Source organism: Paenibacillus piscarius, from assembly GCF_022234545.1.
Taxonomy (GTDB): domain Bacteria; phylum Bacillota; class Bacilli; order Paenibacillales; family Paenibacillaceae; genus Paenibacillus_AQ; species Paenibacillus_AQ piscarius.
The window spans coordinates 168,500-190,418 of record NZ_JAIEUI010000003.1; the positions used below are offsets into that span (position 1 = coordinate 168,500).

A 21,919-nucleotide genomic window follows, 5' to 3' on the forward strand; every position below is an offset into this window, starting at 1 on the left:
TGACGGGTGCGACCGGGCCGACAGGAGCAACGGGAGCAGGCGTGACCGGCGCGACGGGGCCGACTGGGGCAACGGGAGCAGGAGTGACGGGAGCAACCGGGCCGACAGGAGCGACGGGAGTTGGAGTGACGGGTGCGACCGGGCCGACAGGAGCGACCGGGGCTGGAGTGACGGGAGCGACCGGTGTGACCGGGGCAACGGGGGCTGGAGTGACGGGTGCGACCGGGCCGACAGGAGCAACGGGAGCAGGCGTGACCGGCGCGACGGGGCCGACTGGTGCAACTGGTGCGACAGGAGCCACTGGAACAGGCGTAGCGGGGGTAACGGGAGCGACCGGCGCAACAGGCCCGAATATTGCAGCGGAAGGGTTCTCGGCGTTCTTGCCCTCGCTCTCGGTCTCGACCAGTACCCAGCTTGCCGGCTGGACAGTGACCTCACCCTACTATGACAGTGCCACATTTAATGAGACTACAGGGAACTATACAATTCCGGCATCAGGCCGGTATTCGTTTGAGGCGACCATTAACTACAGTACTACGGCTGCAATCACGATTTCATTAGGAGGAGGGGTTGATCCGGCCTTTGTCGTGCGGAGAACCTCGCCAACGGTAACCGATCTGGTCACCGGATTGTTCCCGCTGCTCAATGTTAACGTTGCGCTTGTACTGACGCTGCGGACGATTCTTGGGAACGGCACCGTAACGCTGGCCGGGGAGTTTGATCTGACGGCGGGCGATGTGATTGGGCTCTTCTATGTAGCAGACGGTTTAACGATTCCGCTGGATCTTGGAGGCACCTCTTCCGGCGTTGTCTGGTCCGCCTGCCGGCTGACCTAAGGCTTCAGCGATAAGGGATGAAGACCGCTTATATGGCACAGCAAGGCGTTCCACAGCTAATGTGGAGCGCCTTGTTCGATTTCCAGCCTGATAATCGTATCCTCTGAGAGCTGTGCCTGTATCGTCCCCCTCATCGACTGGATAATCGTCCTGGCTATGGATAAGCCCAGACCGAGATGCCCATGGGCCTCTAAGTGCTCCTCCGTATAGAAACGCTCAAAGATCTTCTCCGCCTTGCCGGCAGCAAGCCGTCCCACTCGTTCTTCACCCGCAGAACCAGGTGCTGACTCAGGGACTATCTTGTTATCGAATGAGGGGAGAGTCCGCGCAGCAGACACGCGCTGCGGAGGCTTCCGAACAGGCTGGAGGTCCAGTCGTAACAATTCACCTTCTGCAGGTCAAGCGGCAGAGCCCATAATGTTGACCCGGGAGCAGAGGTCCTGCATTTCATGGAGCATGTGGCTGGGGATCAGAAACGTAATATTGTCCTCCCGGGCCAGCCGCTTGATCAATTCTTTCATCTCACGCAGCCCGAGGTAAAGTTTCGATAAAGTACCGCCCGGCGCGGTGATAGGAACAGCAAAGAAGCTGGAACCGGAACAATCCGGGGTCCAGCTTCTCTTAGATCACAGGGTTATTGCGGCAGTTCGATAAAATCATCCTTGAACCGCTCATAATCGGCGGCCCGGCATTCCAGCTTGAGGCGTGTGCCCTGCTCCTCATAGCTGACCGCCTGCACATCGGCGTGTTCATTGAAGTAGGAGACCAGGCTGCCCTGGTCAAACGGGACCAGAATCTCACACTGGATATAGTCTGTGAAGATCCGGCTGCGGATCAGGGTGACCAGTTCCTTAATTCCGCGGTTCTGCAAGGCAGAGAGGGTCACCGAGTTCTCTTCCACCTGCGGATACGGCTGGCCGGTAAGATCGGCCTTGTTGCAGGCATACACCGTAGGGATATTATCAGCGCCCAGCGCCTTCAGTGTCTCCCGGGTGACGGCCATATGCTGCTCATGCTGCGGATCGGCAATATCCACCACATGAATCAGCAGATCTGCTTCCGTGACCTCTTCCAGCGTCGAGCGGAAGGCCTTCACCAGATGATGGGGCAGCTGGCTGACGAAGCCGACGGTATCGGTTAAGAGAAAGGTTTTGCGGCCGGGCAGCTCGATGCTGCGCACGGAGGTCTCCAGCGTAGCGAACAGCATATCCTTCGCCAGCACTCCTTTGCCTGAGCCGGGATGATAGGTCTCCACGAGGGTGTTCATCAGGCTCGACTTGCCGGTATTGGTGTAACCGACCAGACAGACCACCGGCACCTCGTTCTTATGCCGCTGCTTGCGCTGTATCTGCCGCCGCGATACCTGCACCTGCAGTTCAAGCTGCAGCGCGGAGATCCGTTCCTCGATCCGTCTGCGGTCCAGCTCCAGCTTCGTCTCGCCGGCGCCTCTGTTCTTCAGGCCGGACCCGCCGCCTTGTCTGCCGAGCGAATCACGAAGCCCGCTCAGGCGGGGAAGCATATACTGCAGCTGAGCGACCTCCACCTGCAGCTGGGCTTCCTTGGTCTTGGCCCGCTGGGCGAAGATATTAAGAATCAGAATGGTCCGGTCGATCACCTCGCGGTCCAGGGCAGCCTCCAGATTGCGGATCTGGGACGGGGACAGCTCATCGTTGAAGATGGCGACCGTGGCTTCATGCTGCTCCATCAGGAGCGCGAGCTCCTGGATTTTGCCGGTTCCGAGGTAATGCGAGGGATTGACCCGGCTTGACTTCTGGCTAAGCTCTGCTGCGACCTCAATGTCGCAGGCGTCGGCCAGATTGCGCAGCTCCTCCATTGAATAGGCGAAGTTCGTATCATGCTGCAGCTGTATGCCGACGATGACTGCTCTTGGTTGTACGGTTTCCATATATTAATCATCCTCCATAGTATAATTTGAGCGCAAAAAAACACAGGCGATCTGCCTGTGCGCACAGTAAGTGGAGGAACTGCAGAATAGGGTGATACAGCAATGCCCCGTCATAGACCACTAATCGGATGGAGATCTCAGCCGCCGGGAGTACACCGATTGCCGGGGCCTATCCTTCGGCAGGTACGTTGACCTGAACCTGCTCTGACAGCTCCTGCTCCGGGAGCATAAGTCTCCTGAGCGCCGGAAGCTGAGGACACCTGTCCCTGTCTTGGCAGCGGATTGAATCCTGATCCCGGTTGTCCGGCCGATTGTCTATTGTCTATGGGAAGCAATGTTATGGGTCGCCAGTAATGGACAGACCTATCCTGAGTCCTCTGCACAGGGCAGAGCTTTCGCGCTATGAACATTGGTTAGCCGCGTAAAGTACGAATCCGGATAAAGTCTATTATCACTTGCAACCCTCCGTTCTTCAAAAGTTAAATTGATTCTAACACAGCTGCCTTCATCTGGCAACAACCCCCAGTTCCGGCAGTTTTCCTGAGATGTGCGGCTGCTCTGTCTGCCAATGGACCAGAAACTTCCAAATTCACGCTGCATATGCTATAGAAAGCAGCTTTCATGGGAGGGTGATCACTATGCCAGTACTGACGACCAATATGTTAACAAAGAACCCTACCCCGGGAGCAGGGTCCATCAGTCAAGCTGTGGTGAAAATCGTGAATAATGGAACCAATCAAGGCTCTTTGTATCTGACAGGGCTTAACGGCGACGTCAGTCCGGAAACCTTATTTGCCCAGGAGTTATTCCAGCTGGGATACCGGGAGGTTGTCACCCGGACCTATAATGTGACGCATCCCTTTTTCCAGTTCAATGTCTTGTACTCTCTGGAGCAGATGCGGGTCCGTATCTATCTGGTGGACAGTAACGGGCTATGGATTTCCGTTCCGGTCCAGCCGGTTGCGCTGAACCGGATTACCTCGGAATTCCGGGGTAACATTGCTGTGACCGCCAGTGACACCGCAGTTATCAGCTTCCGGCGGAGCGCCACCATTACTATTCCTGAAGCGGTTGCCGCTGAGATCCGGCCGGACGGACTGGAGATTCTGGCCTCGACTCCGATCCGCTATAAAATCATCGCCGGCGGGACCGTGAACGGTGCCTTCGTGAATTACCCGACGCCGACAACCGCCATTCCTGTCACCGAGACGGCGCTGCTGGTGAATTATACCTGTACGGCGGTCACCGGCGGAAGAGTCATTACACAGGGCATCGGCTCAGGGATATCCGGGGCGTACCAGAATGTCGCTGTGAATCTGCTGAGCCAGCAGCTGCTCTATAATCTGCAGGACAGCCCGGTCACACTGGTGGTCAGCTCGCTTGCCGGCGAGGATAATATGGCCGCTGCCTTCCGGATGGCGGAGCAGTGGTGAACGCTTGGGCTTATCCCACCCATTCCCGTCGCAGGGTGAACAGGTCCTTCAGCGCGTCTGTGGACAGCTCGGTGATCCAGCCCTCCGAGCCGGAAATGACGTCATCACTGAGCTGCTGCTTCGTCTCCAGCATCTCGTCAATCCGTTCCTCCAGTGTACCGAGCGAGATGAACTTGTGCACCTGCACATCCCGGGTCTGGCCCATGCGGTAGGCCCGGTCAGTGGCCTGATTCTCCACCGCCGGATTCCACCAGCGGTCGAAGTGGAATACATGATTGGCGGCGGTCAGATTGAGGCCAACCCCGCCCGCCTTCAGCGAGAGGATGAAGACATTGGGCTGGCCGGATGGAGCTCCGGCGCTGTCCGCTGCGGCTTCGCCCGCAGGCACCGCCGGAGCCTGGAACTGCTCGATCATGCGGTCGCGTGTCTTCTTCGGGGTGCTGCCGTTCAGGTACAGCACCGGCTCCTGCAGCTCCTGCCGGAGGACGGCCTGGAGCATCAATCCCATTCCCACGTACTGGGTGAAAATCAGGCAGCGCTCGTTCTCTTCCCGCAGCTCGCGGACCATGGCGAGCAACCGCTCCAGCTTCGCGGAGCGTTCGATCAGCGGGCCGGTGTCCAGCGCACCTCCGTCCTCCGGCTGAGGCAGCGCCTCCTTGGTCAGCAGCGCCGGATGGTCGCATAGCTGCTTCAGACTGGTCAGAGCAGCCAGGATGGCTCCCTTGCGCTCGATGCCCTCCAGCTTCTGCATCCGCTCCAGCAGGGTGTTCACGTGCTGGTCGTAGAGGGCGGCCTGCTCTGCGGTCAGATGAATATACGTCTTCATCTCGTTCTTCTCCGGCAGATCCAGCTGAATGGCCGGGTCCTTCTTCTTGCGGCGCAGCATGAACGGCTTGACCAGCCGCTGCAGATCGGCGGTCCGCTCGGCATTCCGCTCCTTCTCTACCGCACCGGCGAACCGGTCCTGGAATCCCTTGGCGGTGCCCAGATAGCCCGGCGTAATGAAGTCATAGATCGACCACAGCTCGGACAGCCGGTTCTCGATCGGCGTTCCGGTCAGGGCGATCCGGTGCAGCGCCGGGAAGCTGCGCACAGCGGCGGACTGCTTCGTTCCGGCGTTCTTGATATTCTGCGCTTCATCGAGGCAGACGGCGGCCCAGGTGAACTGCTTCAGCAGCTCCTGGTCCAGCGCTGCGGTTGCATAGGAGGTCAGGACGACATCGGCCTGCGAGGCCGCGCCGTAGAAATACCCGGCGTCCAGCCGTCTGCTTCCGTAATGCAGCATCACGTTCAGGGAGGGGGCGAAGCGCTGCAGCTCCTTCTGCCAATTCCCGAGCACCGAGGTCGGACAGATAATCAGCGCCGGCCAGCCTGGGGGATCGGTCTGCCGCCGGGCGGCCTGCTCACCGGAGGCGGTTGCCTCTGCCTCCAGTTCCTTCACATGAAGGAGGTAGGCAATGAGCTGTACGGTTTTGCCGAGGCCCATGTCATCAGCGAGGCAAGCGCCCAGGCCGAAGCGGCGCAGGAATGCCAGCCAGGCGAAGCCTTCATGCTGGTAACTGCGCAGCTCGGCGCGCAGGCCGGCCGGAACCGGCGGCTTCGGCCACTGGCTGTGCTGGGCAAGCTGGCCGATCAGCTTCACGAGATGCTCGTTCAGCTCGACCTCCAGCTTCACCCGGGCGGCCTCTGCTTCAGCCTGCTCTGCTGCTTCCTCCGGCGAGCCGCCGTCCTCCCCGCTGTTCAGCAGGTGAAGCTGGAGCACATCCTGGAAGGACATGCCGCCCGACTTGTCCATCCCGGCCATGGCCCGCTGGATCTGCGCCAGCAGCGCAGGATCGAGCGCAATCCACCGGCCGCGGAACTGCACCAGCCGTTCTCCGCGCGCCACCAGATCGGCGAACTCCGCCTCGGACAGATCGGCGTCGCCGATGGAGATGCGCCAGTCGAAGTCGACGAGCGCATCCAGCCCGAACAGCGACTGCCCGCGTCCGCCCTCGGCGCTGCCGGAGCTGATCCGCGCCCGCAGGCGCGGCTTCCTGCGGCTGGCGGCTTCCCACCACGCCGGCAGCAGCACCTGCCAGCCGGCCTCCAGCAGGAGGCGGCTGTCTACGCTCAGGAACCGCCACGCGGCCTCGCCGCTCAGCGGTTCCGCCAGCACATCGGCACCATGCCCGATGTGCTCCGGCAGGCTGCCGCGCAGCCGCGGCAGCCATCCTTCCGCCCGCTCGCGGACATGCGCCTCCCACGCGGCGGGCCACTGGCCATGCGGCTCGCCGTCCCCGGAGAGCCGCAGCGGCACAAGCGCGGACTCGTCGCGCTTGTCCTGCAGGAGCAGCCGGAGCCGCCATTGCGGCAGCTCGGCGTCCGGCTCCAGCAGCTGCAGCACCGGCCGGAACGGCGCGGTGTCTGCCTTCCAGCCGATGGACATCAGCCAGCTGTCCTCGTCCATCCCGGCCGCTGCGCTAGAGTTCCCGCTGAACAGCAGCGGGAACTCACTGCGCAGGTCACCGGCCTGCGCCTCGGTGCCGTAGTACCGCTGGAAGACCGCCGCTGAGAAGGCGGCCTGCAGCCCTTCGGCGAAGCCGCTGCGCTCCTGCAGGCTGTGCAGCGCAGCCGCATCGTCCCAGTCGGCTTCGGCGGCAGCCGCGAGCGCCTTGCTGTCCCAGGCCCAACGGAGCTGGCCTTCCCGGTAGGCCGCCAGGCTGGGCGCGTAGCGCTTAGCTTCCAGCAGGCCCGCCAGCAGCGGGGCCAGCCGGACCAGCAGCTTCGCATCGCCCTGCCAGCTCCAGCCGACATGGCGGAGCAGCCGCAGGTCGGCGAAGAACGGGAGCACCTGCTCGGCCGGAAGCACCACCAGCTCAACCTCATCGGCCTTCGAGGTGCCCAGCTCCGTGCCGTAGAAGGATTCCTCATGCCAGGCAAACAGCTGATGCTTGAGCAGGACGCCGGGCATGTAATCATCCCGGTCATCCACCCCGTAGATCAGCGCGTCCCCGTACTGGCTTAAGGCAAGCTGGACTGTAATATTGCGCATCATGGTCGTCATGGAATCAGTTTTCCCTTCCGCAGCTCCTCCTGGAGCGCGCGCAGCCGGCTGTGCTTATCGGTAAAGCTCTCCAGGAACTCGTTCCAGCGCGCTTCGCGTTTTGTTTTTTTGTACAGCTTCGCCAGGCGCTTCAGCAGCTTCACTGCCGCCTTATAGCTGTGCCGGTTCTTCTCCAGCACGAAGCGCTCCACCGCCTGATGATAGAACGGCAGGAGCAGCTCCGGCGCATTCTTCTCCACCGGCTGCAGGTCGCTCACCCGGAAGTGGGCAGGCGTGTGGCCGGAGGATAACTGCATGTCCATCCATTCCTGCCATCTGTCGTAGGCCAGCAGCTGCTCCTCATAGATCTCGCGCGACAGCGGGAGCATGGCCGACAGAGCTTCCCACATCTGCGGCTCCGCCTCAGGCAGATGCCGTACCGCCTTATCCCAATAGCTCGCATAATCCCGCAGATTATACAGGCGGCTGCTGAGCAGCGGCCCGACGGCGGCCAGCCACTGCGCCAGACGCTCCCACTGGCGGGCTTCCGCCAGCGGGGTCACGAAGCTCATCAGCTCCTCCGGGTGCAGCCCGGGCCGCTCGGCGGCGGTGCGCAGCTCCTCCAGCGCGGCGGTATCGTCATGCAGGAACGCCAGCATCCGGCTTCTGGCCAGCAGCAGGGCATGGCGGGGCGCCGCAGCGCCCAGTTGCTCTCCGGCCTTGTCCAGCTCCTCCAGCTCGCGGGTGTACAGCTCAGTTCCCTTTACATTCGGTGCAATCCAGTGAATCCACAGCAGCGCATAACAAGCAGCAAAGTAAGGCTGATCCCGCGAACGGTCACGGGATTCTGCCAGCATCTCGCTGCGCAGACAAGCGATGGTATCATCGATTCTGGTCCATTCTTCAGGGGCTTCCGCCAGCGGCAGGCCCTGGTTCATAAGGATTATGATCTGCTTTTGCAGCTCGGAAATGGCAATGGAGGTGTAGTAGCCGACAGAGTAACCAAGGGAATAGATATTGGATGCCAGCGGCTGGCCTCCGGGCTTAATCAGACTGTCCAGCACGCAGAGGCAGGAGTGGAGCTTGAAGAGCTTGGCGGCAGCAGGTGCCAGCTTGGGCTGCGCCCCGGAGATGGCGGCCAGTGCCCGCTCGGCATACTGCGGATTCCGCACCGTATGGGCCAGAGGCTCAATGGCGAGAAATATGAATTCACGCCACTGCTGCACCGTTCCTCCGGGAAGCTGTGCTGCGAGCTGCTTCAGATGTTCTTTGCGCTGTCCGGGAGGGACGGCATCCGCATACGAGGGAAGCTTGGGCCGGTCCACCAGGGCCTTGGCATTGGCGATGGAATGCACCGGCTTCTCCACCCGCTCGGCATAGCTCATCAGCACCGCCGCCATATGCTTGCACAGCCCGGATACGGGACAATCGCAATGGCTCTCCTCCAGATCGTCCAGATCGATAGAGACCGCATAGTCCTCCCTGCCTTCGACCAGCGACATGATCCGATGCGGCGTGATCATCCGGAAGGCCTGCACACGCTGCTGCTTATAATATTGAAATCCCCGTTTCAGGGTCAGATCATCGAAATTACCGGCGACCTCTGCGATGAGCTTGTCCCATCCGGCATCGTCCAGTTCATATAGTTGCTGCATGGCTATCGTTCTCCTGTAGCAGATTAGGTGAATCCGTCGTTCCATTATATCATTATTGTATCGCGTATCCCGGAAAAGTCTGAAATCCTGGCAGGTATGATATGGTTGACGGCCAGAGGGGCCATGCTTGTGCATTGTAGAGAAATCCTGCAGAAAATACAACAATCCTGCCTTATAGGAAACGGTCTATGCTGAAATCCTGCACGAAATGCAACAAAGCCAGCGCAAACTTGCTCTAAACACCGAAGTTCCTGCAATTTATGCAACATAGTGCCGTTGCCCATAAGTTTTTTTGGAAGAATCCTGCAAAATATGCAACAATGACGAACGGGTTCATCAGGGAGTACTTGGTGGAGTGACTGCGGAGGATGATTACAAGGTGAAGGTGGAGAGGTGAAATTTTGTTTTTGGACAGGAGAAAATCAAGTCCGTGAAGAGGGTACCGGACACGGCAAAATATCTGGACCGGTATACCCTTTTCCCGGGAGCTAACTTCGGCATATAGATTCCTTACTCCGGTATGGCCCGGATCAGCTCCGTATAAGAGAGGCCGGGGAATTTAAAAGTTGTTACAGTGCCATCGTTAAGCCTGTGATAACCGCTATACACCCCATTGTTGTAGCTAAAAGAATCCTGAAACAGATCGGAAATATACGCAGGCTGTACACCGCCGAATGTAGTAGCAGGATAACCGGGGATATCTGCCTCTGAAGCCTGCCATATGGCTGTTGCTGCTGTTTCAGTAATCTCAACCACGGTGGTTATTTCTCCATTGCTGTAGGCATAGCGGGTGGCGTCCTTTGAGGCAAAGGAATAGCTGAAGCATTGGGAGTGGTCACTTTGCACACTTGTACCCGGTTTGAAAGAGTAGCGGACCGGCATCGAAATGGCCGCCAGGCGGGCCTGCTTAAGGTCTGCTGAATGGATAGTCTGGGCATTAGGAGTGAAATTCCTGGACTGAATGAAGATGATCTCCCTTATCTTTTCATAGTACACGCTGTATCCGAATGCCTCACTGACGAACTTTGCGGGAACCATGATTCGTCCGTTGTAATTGTTGGCTTCACTATCCATCTGTACAGGCGCGCCATTCTTGTAAGCCACCGATTGCCCCTGAGTCATTTCAAAGTGGTCATTAGAGGAATTCGTGACTGTGACCGTATGGCGGGTAGCGTCCCAGGAATAATGGAGCCCCAGGGAAGCAAGCGTGCGGATGGGAATCATCGTTCGGCCAGACTGTATGAAAGGACTGCTGTCAGCAGAGATAAAAGCACCATCGATGTTAACCTGTATAGGTCTTGCGGTTGACCGGGCCGGGCCGGAAGCAGGGGCTGCCAGAATAACGTTGGGAGGCATAAGCATGAACAGCATAATGCAACAGGCAGGAAGCCAATTTTTTAATGAAGACATAGACCAATCGCTCCCTTCCAGTAATTTGTATATATTGATTATAGCGTGAGAGTGAGGGGGTAACAAACGTCACCCTGGCCCGTAAAAAAGCCCTCCAAATGCCTTTATGGCTGGTAGAGGGCTTATAGGGAATGTTGTATTTTACTTCTTCGCTACAGGAATCCATACCTCGCATATACATTCATCGTGCTCATCGTTCGTCCAGAAGTATTTCTCGATGCACGGACCTTCTACTTGCTCGAAGCCTGACGACGGGAACCATTCCGAATAGATCCGCCGCCACACACTCTTGATCTCCGATCCAAGCTCCGGGTCATTTGGCACCTTATCCAGGCAATCGAATACAGCATACGTCTGGTCAGGCACAGTCAGGTGGTCAAGCTCTTCCGGTACCTCCATTCCTTCCGGCAGTTCCATTCCCATCAGATACCGTTTGGTCCCATCCTCACGGAAGTCATAGTAATAACCGAACAGCAGCGAGCCCGCAGGTCTGCCTGCCATTTCGTTAATACGGTCATGCGTCCCATCGTTCCAGATTTTCTCTACAAACGCAGGGATTTCACTATAGGCATCCTGATGGATAATAAATTGGATAACGTACTTAATTCAAGCAGTCAATAATAGCATTATTAGCTGATGTTTTCCACTTTCTTCCTCACATAGTTTTTCCAATGGTTTGTTCATCTGTCTCACTGTCGTAATCTTGCTCTCCTATCTCCATAGGCTGCATAAGCCGAAACGAATCGTTTATACTGGCGGTAAGAGGTGATGGAGATGGACCCGCAATTGTTTGAGCGCATCTATGAAACGGTGGTGCGGCGTGAGCCGACCTATGACGGCATCTATTATACGGCGGTGCAGACGACGCATATTGTCTGTCGCCCGTCCTGCCGGGCCCGGACGCCGAAGGCCTCGAATGTGGTGTTCTACGGCTCCTTACAGGAGGCTGTAGAGGCAGGCTTCCGGCCCTGCAAAAGATGCCGCCCTGAAGAAGGAGGCACCCTCCGGCCGGATGCGGTGCTGGCGGCGCAGGCGGATGCCATCATGGACAAGCGGTTCGGCAGCAAGCTGACTCTGCAGGCGATGGCTGCAGAGCTGAAGGTCAGCCCGTTCCACCTGCAGCGGACCTATAAGCGCGTCACTGGCCTGTCGCCGGCAGCGCGGCTGGATGCGTTGCGTGTGGAAGAAGCCCGCAGGCTGCTGGCGGAGACGGAGGCGGGAGTGGCAGAGGTTGGTGCGGCAGTGGGGTTCCGCACGCCGTCCCATTTTGCCGCCTGGTTCGCGAAGAAGACGGGGCTGTCCCCTACCTATTACCGCACCAAGCATCAAGAAGGAGGAGATTCGCATGAAGCCAAACCGGAATAACAGCCGGAGCGCAGATACAGTAACGATCTATCATCATACCGTGAAGCTGGGGGATAGGGAGTGGACGTTGTGGGCCAGCGATAAGGGGTTGATCCGCTTGTCCTACCCGCAGGACGGAGGCCAATTGCCGGCTGTCTGGCTGAAAAGATATGCTCCCGTCTGTGCATTCATAGAGGGAGCGGAGAGGTTTGAGCAGCTTGGCGTGATAGGGCTGCTGGAGCGGTATTTTGCCGGTGAGCCGGTGGATTTCAGCGGCCTTGCGCTGGATTTGTGGGGCACACCGTTTCAGCAGGAGGTCTGGCGGGGGCTGCTGACGATTCCGTATGGCGGGATTGCCAGCTACAAGGAGCTGGCGGAGCGGATTGGCAGACCGCTGGCCGTCCGTGCGGTAGGGATGGCTATCGGGCAGAATCCGGTGCCGGTCATAGTGCCTTGTCACCGGGTCATCGGCGCGAACGGCACACTGACCGGTTACCGGGGCGGTCTGCAGCTGAAGCAGGAGCTGCTGGAGCTGGAAGGCATTCTGAATGTGAAGGCGGCGGGGCATGAACGATTTGCTTTTTGAGCTGCCGCTGCCGGAGGATTTCGACCTGGATGCCTGTCTGGAATATATGAACCGTTCGCCGCTGGAGTGTCTGTTCCGCACAGATGAAGCGGGAGTGACCCGGTTGTTCAGGATAGAGGGCGGCCTGCTGCTGGTGCGGCTCAGTGTGTCCGAGGATCATAGGCTGAGTGTAACCCGGCTGCATGGAGCGATCCCTAGTGTGCTGGAGCAGGAGGCGTTGGCCCGCTACATTGTGGAATGGTTTGATCTGGACCGGGATCTTGCCCCGTTCTACAAGCTGGCGGCGGCGGACCCGCTGCTTGGGCCGCTCGCTAGCGAGCACCGGGGACTGCGGATCATCGGCATCCCGGATCTGTTCGAGGCGCTGTGCTGGGCGATTCTGGGCCAGCAGGTGAATCTGGCTTTTGCCTACAGGCTGAAGCAGCGCCTGACCGCAGAATACGGTGAAGCGCTGGAATGGGAGGGGCAGACCTACTACCGGTTCCCCGAACCCGGGGTGTTCGCGCAGGTACAGCTAGAGGAATTATGCGCTTTGCAGTTAACCCGCAGCAAGGCGCAGACCATTCTTACCGTCGCCGGGCTGATCGCAGCCGGAGAACTAAGCCGGGAAGAGCTGCTGGCGCTCCCGTCTCCGGAGGCTGCCGAGCAGCGGCTGCTGCAGATCCGCGGGATCGGTCCGTGGACCTCGCAGTATGTGCGGATGCGCTGCCTGCGCGATGCATCCTCCTATCCGGTCGGCGATGTCGGCCTGCAGAACGTGATCAAGCATCTGACCGGCATGGACCGCAAGCCTACGCCGGCGGAGCTGCTCGACCTGGCCCGGCCGTGGCAGGGCTGGGAAGCCTACGCCACCTTCTACCTGTGGCGGGCGTTATATTAGAACGAAGCCCTGTCCCGCCGGATTTCGGGGGCCAGGGCTTCGTTTGTGTTGGTCTAGCTGATCCGCCCGATCCTGAATGTATGTGGAAAACCGATTACATTTGGCGGCGCGATGGCGGACGGGCCGAATGTAATCGAAAAACCGATTACATTGGGCGGCGCGTTGGCGGACGGGCCGAATGTAATCGAAAAACCGATTACAATGGACGCCGCGATGGCGGACGGGCCGAATGTAATCGAAAAACCAATTACATTCGGCCGGCACGCAGGCACACGGGCTTTGAGCATAGTGTTTCCCCCAATGTGTGTTGCCCGCATTGCCCATCGGCCCGATGTTATCTCAGCCTCACCGCCCGTTCACCGTGAAGATCTGGAAGCATACCCCGAACTTGTCGGTCACCATGCCGTAAGCGGGACTGTAGTAGGTGGGGGCCAGCTCTATATCTACGGTTCCGCCTGCCTTCAGCGCCGTATAGAGCTGCGCCGCTTCATCGGCCGTAGCCACTGAGAGACACACATTGATGCTGTTGCCCCGGCTGCGCGGCATCCCGGCCTCATAATCCCCCACGAAGAATTTGCTCTCTCCCGCCAGCAGCACCGCATGGGCAATCTTCGCCTTCTCCTGCTCCGTCATCGGACTCTCCGGGTTCTGCGGGCCTTCGCCCATCGTTTGCTTGAACAGCACCTTAGCGCCCAGCACCTCCTGATAAAAGGCAATCGCCTCCTCAGCAGATCCGTCCACCAGAATATAAGGGTTCACTTGCAGATTCATGTCACATTCGCTCCTTAGAGTTTAATTTGCCTTGGCTTACCGGCTATGGTTATAGTGTAATCTGTGATAGTGACAGGTTCTGTCATAGTTATATTGAAGCCATAAATAATATCAAAAGGCGAAAAGAAGCGGAGGGGAAATTTGGAACTGTAGGAGCGGGAGCGTCCGCCTTTGTCACCGGATTTCTACCGCGAGTAGCGGTATAATCAGAGAAATCTGGGGACAACAGCGGCCGGAAGTCCAAATGTTCACCGTAGTGACGTTTACGCTTGGAGTAAATAAGAAGTGCTGAAAGGAGCGAAACACCATGCCGAAATCCAAAAGACTGCTGGACCTGATGATGACGGTCAACCGCAAACGCAAATTTACCGTCAGGGAGCTGGCCGAGGAATTCCAGGTCTCATCCCGGACCATTCTCCGCGATTTGCAGGAGCTGGGGGAGCTGGGCGTGCCGCTCTACTCTGAAGTAGGGCCGCATGGAGGTTATCAGGTGCTGAAGGAGCGGATTTTGCCGCCGATTGCGTTTACGGAGGAGGAGGCGGTGGCGATTTTTTTTGCGAGCCATGCGCTGCGCCACTATAAGTATCTGCCGTTCAAGGAGGAGTCCTTGTCAGCCCTGCATAAATTCTATAACTATATGCCTGGCGATGTCCGGGACCGGATTGATGAGATGAAGCACCGGATTGACTTCCTGACCCCGGAGCGGCAGGCGGAATTCCCGTATCTCTCATTGCTGCTGGAGGCGTCCACCGGGCAACAGGTGCTGCTAATTGATTATGAATCGAAGGGGCGGCGCGGGGAACGTTGGATTCAGCCTGTGGGTATCTATGCCAACAGCGGTTTATGGTATTGTCCAGCGTACTGCTTCCTGAGTGAAGGGTTCCGTGTGTTCCGCTGTGACCGGATGTACTCCGCAGGGTATGGAGAATCCGGGCCGGAGGCGCTTGATCTCAGGGAGGTCCACCTGGACAACATGGCTGAGTTCAGCCGTCCGGCCCGGAAGGAAACGGCAAGCCCCATCCGGCTGTTGGTGGAGCTTGGGAGCGGGGGCGTTCAGGCTTGTGAGGCGGAGGTGTGGTCCCGGCAAATGTTGCACATCCGTCCAGACGGCACGGGCTGGCTGGAGGGGGAGGTACCGGAGAGTGATTTGAGCTTCTTCGCGCGGTTAGTGATTGGCCTGTGCAGTGAGGCTACTGTACAAGAGCCGCCGGAGCTTAAGGCAGAGGTGAAGCGGATGCTGGCAGATATGCTGGCCAAATACGATGAGCAGGGCTCCGGCTCGGGGGCCTGATGTTAAGCAGGCCCTAAGAGCCTACCTCAGCCACACTCCGGCCAGCCGGCGGATGCCTTCATTGATCAGCTCCTCGGCGATCCCGGCGAAGCCCAGAATGAATACGGGCTCATCCCGGTCCGGCTGATCCCACCATGTATAAGACATCGGGGTGACGCGGATGCCCTCCGCTTCTGCGGCAGCGGCAAGCTCCTTCGCGCTGCCTGCGCCCGGCGCGGTCAAGGTGAGCAGCAGATGGAAGCCGGCATCCGTTCCGCTGAGCAGAGCGGAATCGCCGAAATGCTGCCTGATTGAGCGCAGCAGCGCATCATGCTTGCGCTGGTAGAGCAGGCGCATCCGGCGCAGGTGCTGCTCGAAATAACCCCGCTCCATGAAGTAATGCAGCGCAATCTGATGCAGCCTTGAAGCCGAGTGCTCCAGGTACAGCTCGCTTCTCAGACTGTGATAGAGCGGCAGCAGCTCCTCCGGCAGCACCATATAATGAATGCACAGCGCTGGAGCTACGGACTGTGCGAAGCTGCACATATAGATCACCGGACTGCCCTCGGCTAGCCCCTGAAGCGCCGGGATCGGCCGCCCGTGATAACGGAATTCCCCGTCATAGTCATCTTCAATGATATAGCCGCCCGTGGACCGGGCCCATTCGAGCAAGGCGAGGCGTTTGGCGATCGGCATCGCCATACCCCGGGGGAACTGATGGGAAGGAGAGAGATACACCGCGTCTGCACCACTGTCATGTAACTTGTCCAGATTCAGTCCGTCTTCCTCCAGCGGAACCGGCATGATCCTGTAACCGCTGCGCTTGAAGGCTGCGGGCAGCAGATGATAGCCGGGATCTTCAATGCCCAGCGCGCTCACGCGGTCCTTCAGCAGAAGGCACAGCAGGGAGCACAAGGTATACTGGTCGCCTGCAATTATGATCTGCTCCTCTGTACAGCTCAGCCCGCGGAACCGCCGCAGATGGGCAGCGATGCTCTGACGGAGCGCAGGCTCGCCCTGCGGATCGCCATATTGCAGCAGGTCGGCATTCGCAAGCTGCTCCTGATAGAGACTGCGCCAGACCTTGTGCGGGAACAGGGAGAAGTCATTGCGCGAGATGTGAAAATCAAAAGCGAACCGCCGCGAATCGCGGGGTGTGATTGGACGGCCCGCCTGGCGCGGCCGCTCCCCGCTGTCTGCCGCACTGCCGCTGCTGTGAACCGGCAGAATATAGTAGCCGCTGCGCGGCCTGCTGGCAATGAAGCCTTCCGCCGCCAGCTGCTGGTAAGCCAGCTCCACCGGAGTGGCGCTGATCCCGCATAACGCCGCCAGCCGTCGGATGGAGGGCAGGCGGGTCCCGCTCTCCAGAGCCCCGCCGAGGATCGCTTTGGTGAAATAATCATAGAGCTGTATGTAATAAGGAATCCCGCTCTGTTCATTCAATTTCGGCACAAGCAGCATAGCAGCTCCTCCATCTGTCCTTTGAAATCTTACGATTCTGTATATTTTATAGTATGCAGTTCTATATTACTATAAGGGCAATTATAACAATGGGAGTGGACAGGAATGAACAGGCAAACCGCGCTTTTAACAGGAAACAAGATCGTTCTGCGCCCCCTCAACGGGGAAGACGCGGAAGTATACTATCATTTGTTCTACGGGGATGAAGTCCGCAGGCTGACCGGAACCAAGAAGCATATCACCAAAGAGCAGATTGAGCAGTATATCGCCCATAAATCCGGGGATGACAGCTCCGTGCTGCTGCTGATAGCGCTGAAGGAGACCGGTGAGGTGATCGGCGACATCGCGATTCAGGATATCGATCCGGACAACCGGAACGCTAATCTGCGGATCGCCATCGGGGACGGGCGCCATCAGGGCAAGGGGTACGGGCGTGAGGCGCTGCTGCTTCTGCTGGACTATGGCTTCGGCATCCTGAATCTGCACCGGATAGAGCTGGAGGTCTACAGTTACAATGTCCGGGCTGCGCATGTCTATGAGTCCATCGGGTTCGTCCATGAGGGTATCCGCCGCCAGACGCTCTACTATAACCATGAGTACCATGACGTCATCATGATGGCGATGCTGGAGAGTGAATACCGGGCGCGTTATCTGAAAAAAGAGCAGTAAGGTCAAAAAAGGTCAATTTTTTAAAAATGTTAAAATTTATACGAAAAACCTCGCCGAAACGCCGGATTTTCCCGGTTTTTCGGCTTATACGGGTTTTGTCATCCTCAGGGACCCGGACTATAATAAAGCCATAAGGTCAAATAAAGTCAAAGTCAAACCACGACCGAAAAAAGTCAAATGAGAGGAGAATGGATTATGTTTGATTTGGTTCCTTTTGGCAAACGCAGAGATGATGCATTCGGGATGCTGGCGAAGTCGCTGAATGAGATGTTTAACGATGATTTCTTCTCACCGCTGACCAGCCAGGCGCTGAGCTTCCGGACCGACATCCGCGAGAGTGAAGGGGCGTATCTGATTGAGGCTGAGCTTCCGGGCTTCAAGAAGGAAGAGATCGACATCGATTACTCCAGCCCTTACTTGACGATCAAGGCCGTACGCAAGGAAGAGAACAGCGAGGAGAGCAAGGAGCATCAGACGGTACGCCGGGAACGGCGGTATGGCGAATATGTTCGCCGCTTCTATGTTCAGGATATTGACGATGCGGGCATCCGCGCTTCCCTGAGAGACGGAGTGCTGAGCCTGGAGGTGCCGAAGCGGCAGAAGCCGCAAGGCAAACGGATTGAGATCCAGGACGGCGGCAACGATTCTAACCCGCAGCTGCAATAAAAGAGGAAGCAGAGCTTCCAAGCCCGGCTGAAGCAGCCGGCTATCAGGGGAATCCGGGCTAAGCGGCTGCGGCCGCGGCCCATCCGGTTCCCCGGGCGGCAGAAGGAGTTCACCGGGCTTTTCATATAGCAGTTCATATCAAAGGCGCATTGTAGTGGGGATCCCGGCTATGATGCGTCTTTTCCCGAAAGAAGAAGTTGAATGATCGTCCATTCTGGGAATAGGCTGAATAGAGAGCGGTATCCTAAGAGAAGTAGGGTTCCCATTATACGAGAGGAGGAGGTACCGGTGGCAGCCAACTATTATGATACGCTGGGTGTCGGCAGGCAGGCCTCGAAGCAGGAGATTAAGAAGGCCTATCAGAAGCTGGCCAAAAAATGGCACCCCGACGTCAACAAAGCCCCCGAGGCGGAGGCGAGGTTCAAGGAAGCAGCCGAAGCCTACGAGGTGCTGGGCGATGAGGAAAAGCGCAAAATCTATGACGAGGAGCTCCGCTACGGAGCCGGCTTCGGCGGCTCCCGGGGGCAGCGCGGTTCGGCCTCCTCCGCGTCATGGGAATCCCCATTCGGCGCAGGCTGGGGCAGCGGAGCTGCCTCCGGAGGAATCGGGGAGGATGATCTGTTCGGCATGTTCTTCGGCAGCCGGGGAGCGGCGGACCGCGCGGGCTTCGACTTCTTCTCCGGCAGCGGCAGCGGCCGCCCTGGGGGAGGCCCATGGGCCGATGAGTTCAGCACGATGCAGGCCCAGCTTGAGATTACGCTGGAGCAGGCCTACAAGGGCGGAACGGTCAGCGTTCAGGCGGCGGGCCGGGACCTCAGCGTGCAGATTCCGGCCCGCTCAGCCGAAGGCACGGTAATCCGGGTTCCTGGCGGCGGCAGCGGGGCCGGGCAGACTGGCGATCTGCTGATCTCGCTGCATCTGCTGCCGCATGAGATCTATGAGCCGGACGGCGGCGACCTGTTCGCCACCGTTGAGATTGCCCCCTGGCAGGCCGTGCTCGGCGGGGAGGCCAAGGTGCCATTGCCGGACGGCAGCAGCGTGAAGCTGAAGATCCCCGCCGGATCTGCCGGCGGCAGAATACTGCGCCTCTCCGGCAAGGGGCTGAAGCGCCCGGACGGGACAAATGGCGATATTCTGTACGGGCTGGACATAGTCGTTCCGTCAGCTGTCTCGGAAGAGGAGAAAAAGCTGTACCGCCAGCTTGCCGAGGCCGGCAGCTTCCAGGCCGGAGCCAAGCGCAATAGTCCCGGCGGCCCGCAGCGGCGCAGGGCGACAACAGGGTAATGATGAATATAAGGCCGGTTGACCGGCATCACATATAACACTCCCATTGAGAGGCGATGATACTATGGATTTCAACAAGCTGACCCAGAAGCTGCAGGAAGCTGTGGCCGAGGCGCAGTCGCTGGCAGCCTCTGCCGGGCATCAGGAGATCGACAATCTCCATCTGCTGAAGGCGCTGCTCCAGCAGCATGAAGGCTTGCTGCCCCGGCTGCTGCAGAAGATGAATATTCCTGCAGAGGGGCTGCTGCAGGGGGCGGATGCGCTGCTGCAGCGCAAGCCGAGTGTAAGCGGAAGCGGAGCGGGCACGATGCGCCGCTACGCCTCGCCTGCGCTGGTTGCCATGCTGGAGCAGGCCGAGCAGGAAGCGGCCAAGATGCAGGACGAATTCGTGGCCGTGGAGCACGCTGTCCTGGCAATGGTCTCCGATTCCGGCAGCGGGAACCGCGAGCTGCGCGGGCTGTTCACCAGCCGGGGCATCACCCGGGAGAAGCTGCTGGAGGTGCTGGCTGACATCCGCGGCCATCAGCGGGTGACCAGCCGGGAGCCGGAGGCTACCTACGAGGTGCTCGAGAAGTACGGCCGCGATCTGGTGGCGGAGGTGCGCGCCGGCAAGGTCGATCCGGTGATCGGCCGCGATGCCGAGATACGTCGGGTCATCCGTATCCTCTCCCGCAAAACCAAGAATAACCCAGTCCTGATCGGGGAGCCGGGCGTCGGCAAGACAGCGATTGTCGAAGGGCTGGCCCACCGGATTGTCCGCCGGGATGTGCCGGAGGGGCTGAAGGATAAGACGATTTTCTCGCTGGATATGAGTGCGCTGATTGCCGGAGCGAAGTACCGCGGGGAGTTCGAGGAGCGGCTGCAGGCGGTGCTGAAGGAGATCCGCGAGAGCGACGGGCGGATTATTCTGTTCATCGATGAGCTGCACACGATTGTCGGTGCGGGCAAGACTGAGGGAGCGATGGATGCGGGCAACATGCTGAAGCCGATGCTGGCCCGGGGCGAGCTGCACTGCATCGGGGCGACCACGCTGGACGAATACCGCAAATATATCGAGAAGGACCCGGCGCTCGAACGCCGCTTCCAGCAGGTGCTGGTCAGCGAGCCGGATGTCGAGGATACGGTCTCGATCCTGCGCGGGCTGAAGGAACGCTTCGAGGTGCATCACGGGGTCAAAATCCACGACAGCGCCCTGGTCGCCGCCGGGGTATTGTCGAACCGCTACATCACCGACCGCTTCCTGCCGGATAAGGCGATTGACCTGGTGGATGAAGCCTGCGCGATGATCCGCACGGAGATTGATTCCATGCCCGGTGAGATGGACGAGGTGACCCGCCGTCTGATGCAGATGGAGATTGAGGAAGCCGCGCTCAAAAAAGAAACCGACGACGCAAGCGCCCGCCGCCTGGAGAGCCTCCAGCGGGAGCTGGCTGATCTGAAGGAGAAGCATCTGGGTATGACCGTCCGCTGGGAGAAGGAGAAGTCGGCCATTCAGGGCATCCGCGACCTCAAGAAGCGGCTGGAGCAGGCCCGCAAGGATCTGGTCGATGCCCAGGAGGTCTACGATCTCAACAAGTCCGCCGAGCTGAGCTACGGGATCATCCCCGATCTGGAGCGCCAGCTGAAGGCGGCGGAGGAGGCGGCGCAGCAGGACCAGGAGACCCGGCTGCTGCGTGAGGCCGTGACCGAGGAGGAGATCGCCGATATTGTCTCGCGCTGGACCGGTGTTCCGGTCAGCAGGCTTGTTGAGGGAGAGCGGGATAAGCTGCTGCGGCTGGAGGATACGCTGCATGAACGGGTGGTTGGCCAGGATGAGGCCGTCCGGCTGGTGGCGGATGCCGTGCTTCGGGCCAGAGCCGGGATTAAGGACCCGAACCGCCCCATCGGCTCGTTCCTGTTCCTGGGGCCGACCGGGGTAGGGAAGACCGAGCTGGCCAAGGCGCTGGCGGTCTCGCTGTTCGACCGCGAGGACGGCATGATCCGTATTGATATGTCGGAGTACATGGAGAAGCACAGTGTCTCGCGGCTCGTGGGCGCTCCTCCGGGATATGTCGGCTATGAAGAGGGCGGCCAGCTGACGGAAGCAGTGCGCCGCCAGCCGTATACAGTGGTCCTGCTTGATGAGGTGGAGAAGGCTCACCCGGATGTATTCAATATTCTGCTGCAGCTGCTGGATGACGGGCGGCTCACCGATTCGCAGGGCAGGATGGTGGACTTCAAGAACACTATTGTGATCATGACCTCCAACATCGGCTCGCCGCATCTCATTCAGGGCACCGACGACAACGGCGATCTGACAGAAGCCGTTAAGGACCGGGTGATGAAGGAGCTAAGCGCTCATTTCCGGCCGGAGTTCCTCAACCGGGTGGATGATATCGTGATGTTCAAGCCGCTGACTATGAAGGAGACGGAGAGAATAGTCGTGAAGCTGGTAGACGGCCTGCGTCTGCGTCTGGCTGAGCGGAACATCGGGCTGGTCCTCAGCGGCCGGGCCGTCCGCTTCATTGCCGAGGAAGGCTTCGATTCCGTGTACGGCGCCCGGCCGCTGAAGCGGTTCATTCAGCGCAGCCTGGAGACGCGGGTCGCCCGCGCGCTGATTGCCGGAGAAGCTGCGGAAGGCTCTGTGATGACCGTCGACGAAGCGGGTAGAGAGCTGACGGTCAGCATCGCCAAGCAGGAAGCTGCGGAGACCGTTACAGCCGAATAAAAGGTGACCCTGCCGC

General features: G+C 59.1%; 19 protein-coding genes and 1 pseudogene. 10 read left to right on the plus strand and 10 right to left on the minus strand.

The genetic code is table 11. The annotated features are described in order from the left end of the window. A pseudogene (locus K1558_RS06745) lies at positions 1-836 on the plus strand (collagen-like protein); the annotation flags it as partial. Positions 837-892: 56 nt separating this feature from the next. Here K1558_RS06745 and K1558_RS32990 read toward each other — a convergent pair. The 3 genes from K1558_RS32990 to hflX form a co-directional block, all read right to left on the minus strand. Further along, on the minus strand, positions 893-1,093 hold the full coding sequence (locus K1558_RS32990; protein ID WP_238650632.1) for an ATP-binding protein: 201 nt from the start codon (positions 1,091-1,093) through the stop codon (positions 893-895). Between the two features lie 141 nt (positions 1,094-1,234). Then, on the minus strand, positions 1,235-1,357 hold the full coding sequence (locus tag K1558_RS32720) for a hypothetical protein (RefSeq protein ID WP_274528446.1): 123 nt from the start codon (positions 1,355-1,357) through the stop codon (positions 1,235-1,237). Positions 1,358-1,470: 113 nt separating this feature from the next. Beyond that, positions 1,471-2,742 (minus strand): GTPase HflX, encoded by a 1,272-nt coding sequence (hflX, locus tag K1558_RS06755; protein WP_238650633.1) that lies wholly within the window; start codon positions 2,740-2,742, stop codon positions 1,471-1,473. A 638-nt stretch (positions 2,743-3,380) separates the two neighbouring features. On the opposite strand from hflX, the gene K1558_RS06760 reads away from it, so the two are divergent. Continuing rightward, positions 3,381-4,175, plus strand: a complete 795-nt coding sequence (locus K1558_RS06760; protein ID WP_238650634.1) for a hypothetical protein — start codon at positions 3,381-3,383, stop codon at positions 4,173-4,175. Between the two features lie 10 nt (positions 4,176-4,185). Here K1558_RS06760 and K1558_RS06765 read toward each other — a convergent pair whose 3' ends face one another. The 4 genes from K1558_RS06765 to K1558_RS06780 all read right to left on the minus strand — a co-directional run bounded on the left by K1558_RS06765 (position 4,186) and on the right by K1558_RS06780 (position 10,871). Further along, positions 4,186-7,221 carry a DEAD/DEAH box helicase gene (locus tag K1558_RS06765; RefSeq protein WP_238650635.1) on the minus strand — a complete coding sequence of 1,012 codons (3,036 nt, stop codon included), beginning with the start codon at positions 7,219-7,221 and terminating at the stop codon, positions 4,186-4,188. Continuing rightward, positions 7,218-8,855 (minus strand): SWIM zinc finger family protein, encoded by a 1,638-nt coding sequence (locus K1558_RS06770; protein WP_238650636.1) that lies wholly within the window; start codon positions 8,853-8,855, stop codon positions 7,218-7,220. The genes K1558_RS06765 and K1558_RS06770 overlap by 4 nt, the downstream gene beginning before the upstream one ends. 510 nt (positions 8,856-9,365) lie before the next feature. Beyond that, positions 9,366-10,265, minus strand: coding sequence for a copper amine oxidase N-terminal domain-containing protein (locus K1558_RS06775; RefSeq protein ID WP_238650637.1), 900 nt, complete (start codon positions 10,263-10,265; stop codon positions 9,366-9,368). Positions 10,266-10,406: 141 nt separating this feature from the next. Beyond that, complete coding sequence (locus K1558_RS06780) at positions 10,407-10,871, minus strand: GyrI-like domain-containing protein (protein WP_338019676.1); 465 nt, start codon at positions 10,869-10,871, stop codon at positions 10,407-10,409. 168 nt (positions 10,872-11,039) lie between these two features. Between K1558_RS06780 and K1558_RS06785 the strand changes: the two genes are divergently transcribed. From K1558_RS06785 to K1558_RS06795, 3 genes are read left to right on the plus strand one after another with little or no spacing between them, the layout of a single operon-like run. Further along, positions 11,040-11,630 (plus strand): bifunctional transcriptional activator/DNA repair enzyme AdaA, encoded by a 591-nt coding sequence (locus tag K1558_RS06785; protein WP_238650638.1) that lies wholly within the window; start codon positions 11,040-11,042, stop codon positions 11,628-11,630. Next, positions 11,611-12,195 (plus strand): methylated-DNA--[protein]-cysteine S-methyltransferase, encoded by a 585-nt coding sequence (locus tag K1558_RS32725; protein WP_274528447.1) that lies wholly within the window; start codon positions 11,611-11,613, stop codon positions 12,193-12,195. Before K1558_RS06785 ends, K1558_RS32725 begins: the two co-directional genes overlap by 20 nt. Further along, positions 12,176-13,075: a DNA-3-methyladenine glycosylase family protein gene (locus K1558_RS06795; RefSeq protein WP_238650639.1), complete on the plus strand. Its 900-nt coding sequence runs from the start codon at positions 12,176-12,178 to the stop codon at positions 13,073-13,075. The genes K1558_RS32725 and K1558_RS06795 overlap by 20 nt, the downstream gene beginning before the upstream one ends. A 53-nt stretch (positions 13,076-13,128) precedes the next feature. Here the strand turns inward: K1558_RS06795 and K1558_RS06800 are convergent, their stop codons facing one another. Both K1558_RS06800 and K1558_RS06805 read right to left on the minus strand, forming a co-directional pair. After that, on the minus strand, positions 13,129-13,362 hold the full coding sequence (locus K1558_RS06800) for a hypothetical protein (RefSeq protein WP_238650640.1): 234 nt from the start codon (positions 13,360-13,362) through the stop codon (positions 13,129-13,131). Positions 13,363-13,420: 58 nt separating this feature from the next. Then, entirely contained in the window at positions 13,421-13,846 is a 426-nt protein-coding gene (locus tag K1558_RS06805) for a VOC family protein (protein WP_238650641.1), read from the minus strand. Between the two features lie 307 nt (positions 13,847-14,153). Here K1558_RS06805 and K1558_RS06810 point away from each other — a divergent pair, with 307 nt between their 5' ends. Then, positions 14,154-15,137, plus strand: a complete 984-nt coding sequence (locus K1558_RS06810) for a helix-turn-helix transcriptional regulator (RefSeq protein WP_238650642.1) — start codon at positions 14,154-14,156, stop codon at positions 15,135-15,137. A 21-nt stretch (positions 15,138-15,158) separates the two neighbouring features. Here K1558_RS06810 and pdxR read toward each other — a convergent pair whose 3' ends face one another. Next, positions 15,159-16,577 carry a MocR-like pyridoxine biosynthesis transcription factor PdxR gene (gene pdxR, locus K1558_RS06815; RefSeq protein WP_238650643.1) on the minus strand — a complete coding sequence of 473 codons (1,419 nt, stop codon included), beginning with the start codon at positions 16,575-16,577 and terminating at the stop codon, positions 15,159-15,161. A 105-nt stretch (positions 16,578-16,682) separates the two neighbouring features. Between pdxR and K1558_RS06820 the strand changes: the two genes are divergently transcribed. The 4 genes from K1558_RS06820 to clpB all read left to right on the plus strand — a co-directional run bounded on the left by K1558_RS06820 (position 16,683) and on the right by clpB (position 21,903). Next, positions 16,683-17,246, plus strand: a complete 564-nt coding sequence (locus K1558_RS06820) for a GNAT family N-acetyltransferase (protein ID WP_238650644.1) — start codon at positions 16,683-16,685, stop codon at positions 17,244-17,246. A gap of 195 nt (positions 17,247-17,441) precedes the next feature. Beyond that, on the plus strand, positions 17,442-17,912 hold the full coding sequence (locus K1558_RS06825) for an Hsp20/alpha crystallin family protein (RefSeq protein ID WP_238650645.1): 471 nt from the start codon (positions 17,442-17,444) through the stop codon (positions 17,910-17,912). Positions 17,913-18,200: 288 nt separating this feature from the next. Next, entirely contained in the window at positions 18,201-19,196 is a 996-nt protein-coding gene (locus K1558_RS32995) for a DnaJ C-terminal domain-containing protein (protein WP_420800414.1), read from the plus strand. A gap of 64 nt (positions 19,197-19,260) precedes the next feature. Beyond that, entirely contained in the window at positions 19,261-21,903 is a 2,643-nt protein-coding gene (gene clpB / locus K1558_RS06840; RefSeq protein ID WP_238650646.1) for an ATP-dependent chaperone ClpB, read from the plus strand. Positions 21,904-21,919 lie beyond the last annotated feature (16 nt).

Excerpts from the sequence above, each read along its gene's own strand:
- K1558_RS06825 (WP_238650645.1), top strand. The coding sequence starts at position 17,442 with ATGTTTGATTTGGTTCCTTTTGGCAAACGCAGAGATGATGCATTCGGG.
- K1558_RS06785 (WP_238650638.1), top strand. The coding sequence starts at position 11,040 with ATGGACCCGCAATTGTTTGAGCGCATCTATGAAACGGTGGTGCGGCGT.
- K1558_RS32720 (WP_274528446.1), bottom strand. The coding sequence starts at position 1,357 with ATGAAAGAATTGATCAAGCGGCTGGCCCGGGAGGACAATATTACGTTT.
- K1558_RS06810 (WP_238650642.1), top strand. The coding sequence starts at position 14,154 with ATGCCGAAATCCAAAAGACTGCTGGACCTGATGATGACGGTCAACCGC.
- K1558_RS06765 (WP_238650635.1), bottom strand. The coding sequence starts at position 7,221 with ATGACGACCATGATGCGCAATATTACAGTCCAGCTTGCCTTAAGCCAG.
- K1558_RS06800 (WP_238650640.1), bottom strand. The coding sequence starts at position 13,362 with ATGCTCAAAGCCCGTGTGCCTGCGTGCCGGCCGAATGTAATTGGTTTT.
- pdxR (WP_238650643.1), bottom strand. The coding sequence starts at position 16,577 with ATGCTGCTTGTGCCGAAATTGAATGAACAGAGCGGGATTCCTTATTAC.
- K1558_RS06795 (WP_238650639.1), top strand. The coding sequence starts at position 12,176 with ATGAACGATTTGCTTTTTGAGCTGCCGCTGCCGGAGGATTTCGACCTG.
- K1558_RS06805 (WP_238650641.1), bottom strand. The coding sequence starts at position 13,846 with ATGAATCTGCAAGTGAACCCTTATATTCTGGTGGACGGATCTGCTGAG.
- K1558_RS06820 (WP_238650644.1), top strand. The coding sequence starts at position 16,683 with ATGAACAGGCAAACCGCGCTTTTAACAGGAAACAAGATCGTTCTGCGC.
- hflX (WP_238650633.1), bottom strand. The coding sequence starts at position 2,742 with ATGGAAACCGTACAACCAAGAGCAGTCATCGTCGGCATACAGCTGCAG.
- clpB (WP_238650646.1), top strand. The coding sequence starts at position 19,261 with ATGGATTTCAACAAGCTGACCCAGAAGCTGCAGGAAGCTGTGGCCGAG.
- K1558_RS06760 (WP_238650634.1), top strand. The coding sequence starts at position 3,381 with ATGCCAGTACTGACGACCAATATGTTAACAAAGAACCCTACCCCGGGA.
- K1558_RS06770 (WP_238650636.1), bottom strand. The coding sequence starts at position 8,855 with ATGCAGCAACTATATGAACTGGACGATGCCGGATGGGACAAGCTCATC.
- K1558_RS06775 (WP_238650637.1), bottom strand. The coding sequence starts at position 10,265 with ATGTCTTCATTAAAAAATTGGCTTCCTGCCTGTTGCATTATGCTGTTC.
- K1558_RS32725 (WP_274528447.1), top strand. The coding sequence starts at position 11,611 with ATGAAGCCAAACCGGAATAACAGCCGGAGCGCAGATACAGTAACGATC.